Raw genomic sequence first — 1,867 nt, 5'->3', positions numbered from 1 at the left:
GGGCCGTACCCCCACCTCATCGCTATTCCTGTTCGCGTCGTGATCGTGCGGCGGCTGTCGGCCGCGCAGCGGTCGCGCGGCGCGTCATTTCCGGATTTTTTCAATGCAACAACGCATCAAGACCTTCAAAACCCTGTCGCGCGCGGCCTCGGCTGCCGCGTTCCTCTGCGTCCAGGCGCTCATCTGCATCGGAACCGTCTATTGGGCGGTTGCCGAGACGCTCGGCCTGTCGGCGATGGCGGCCCTTGTTCTCGGCGGCATCTTCGCCGTGCCGACGGTATTTGTACTGATCACCGCCAGTCGCATGGCCTTCGACGCGGAGACGGATCCGGCGAACCAGTGAGCATATGTCACCCCAGGACAGATCTCGGGTGCGCGATTTGTTTGGCGCGACATGGCGGCCCGCGACCCAAGTGACGACACATTTCTGGGCCAGAAGCCGGTCAAAGCAACTTTTGACGACGAACGGCGTTGCCTCGGCGATGCCGTTCGGGAGACAGGAAATGGATAGACTGCAATTCGAGGTGCCTGTGCGCATAGCGCCTGGACCCGGTCTGCCAGTCGAGGAAATCTATGGCGTCGAACAGGCGCTCGATTTTCTCCAGGACTGGCCTGCGCGCCGTCAGGGCCCGATCTATCAGAAAGCGTTCAACGCCTGCTTCGGCGCCACGGTGGACGTGGTCAAGACCGAGGATGCCTGCCGGGCGTTCATGGCGTTTTGCCGCGCCAGTGGACTGATGGCCAGGGACATGATGACGCCGCGCAAGCGCGGCGGTGAGGCGAGGGCGCTCCAGGCCTGAGGGCTGTGCCCTGTTCGTTGCCCGATTAAAACACCGGCGATCGTATTTGAACGCACGCGGCAATGTCGTGAGCGCGCCGTTGCGCGCGTTTCGTCCCGACGACAGCACCGCACCAAGGTCCGCCCTGTTAAGCTTCCGTTTCCATCTTCCCGGCTACGCCTTTGCTTGTTGGCAATGGTTGATTCGTTGCGTCAGTCTCATGGTTTGGAAGATGTCCCCAGAAAAAGTCCGTGCATTCCCGATCGACCGTCAGGTATTCTTGGTCAGGGAGGTTGCCGCCAAGCTCGGCAATCTGCATGGCGAGACCGCCACCTCGTTCTGGAGAGCCAAGGCGTCGGAGTTGCTCGATCTTGTGGTCGGCTCCGGCAGGGACAGAACAGCAGCCAGCGATGAAGTGCGCAGGTTTTTCCTGGCCGTGCAGCGAGAGATGTTGGCTGATACGGTCGCGGAGTCGATGCCAATTCTTTCCGCTTGAAGCAAATCCTGAACCTCCATCCTCCACACATGGAACAGTAATTTGTAAATACGTTTACTCCGGTGTGTTTTTCGGAGACCCGGTCGTTGTTCGCGCGGTCTCGGCTGCGAATCCGGCAATTTCCCGCCGGCCTTGAGGGGCGGCCCACTCTGAGACATCGACGCGCTTGCGCGTTGGTCAGCCAGCGAAACACTTCTTTTTTGAAGCCAATGGACCACTGCTCAAAAATGCAACGAACTTTTTAGCCATTCGTTCATTTATGCGTGCTTTCTAATTTAAACCATGGCCTTGAGTAGCTTCACCCGTGTTCGGCTTGTAATGGACGCCATGCGCCGGAGCACGGGCGCAAACGTCGCTACCATTTTTGCTCTGACCTTGCCGGTCGTTGTCGGCGCTGCGGGCTTCGGCGTCGAGACCTCCTATTGGTACTACAACAGCCTGAGGTTACAGGCGACGGCCGATGCAGCCGCCTATGCCGGTGCGCTCGAACAGATCTCGGGTTCCGACAAGCCGACGATCGTCGCGGCCGCGACCCAGTCCGCGGCGATCGTCGGCTTGTCGGAACCCGAGATCTGTTCGAGCGCACCGGCAT

The 1,867-nt window shown here is 60.1% G+C and carries 4 protein-coding genes; all 4 read left to right on the top strand.

Annotated features, from left to right (window positions below; genetic code table 11):
* The first annotated feature begins 103 nt into the window (after positions 1–103).
* Complete coding sequence (locus EN906_RS32670) at positions 104–343, top strand: hypothetical protein (protein WP_127271424.1); 240 nt, start codon at positions 104–106, stop codon at positions 341–343.
* A gap of 160 nt (positions 344–503) precedes the next feature.
* Positions 504–800 (top strand): DUF982 domain-containing protein, encoded by a 297-nt coding sequence (locus tag EN906_RS32665; protein ID WP_127271426.1) that lies wholly within the window; start codon positions 504–506, stop codon positions 798–800.
* 46 nt (positions 801–846) lie between these two features.
* On the top strand, positions 847–1,275 hold the full coding sequence (locus EN906_RS38600; protein WP_236382794.1) for a DUF6074 family protein: 429 nt from the start codon (positions 847–849) through the stop codon (positions 1,273–1,275).
* 282 nt (positions 1,276–1,557) lie between these two features.
* Positions 1,558–1,867, top strand: a 310-nt coding sequence (locus EN906_RS32655) for a pilus assembly protein TadG-related protein (protein WP_245484382.1), incomplete at its 3' end; no start/stop codon positions are given.

The sequence above is a fragment of the Mesorhizobium sp. M7A.F.Ca.CA.004.06.1.1 genome (genome assembly GCF_003999135.1).
Classification (GTDB): domain Bacteria; phylum Pseudomonadota; class Alphaproteobacteria; order Rhizobiales; family Rhizobiaceae; genus Mesorhizobium.
Note: the sequence above shows the minus strand (reverse complement) of the source record. Positions and strands in the feature narration are given on the sequence as shown.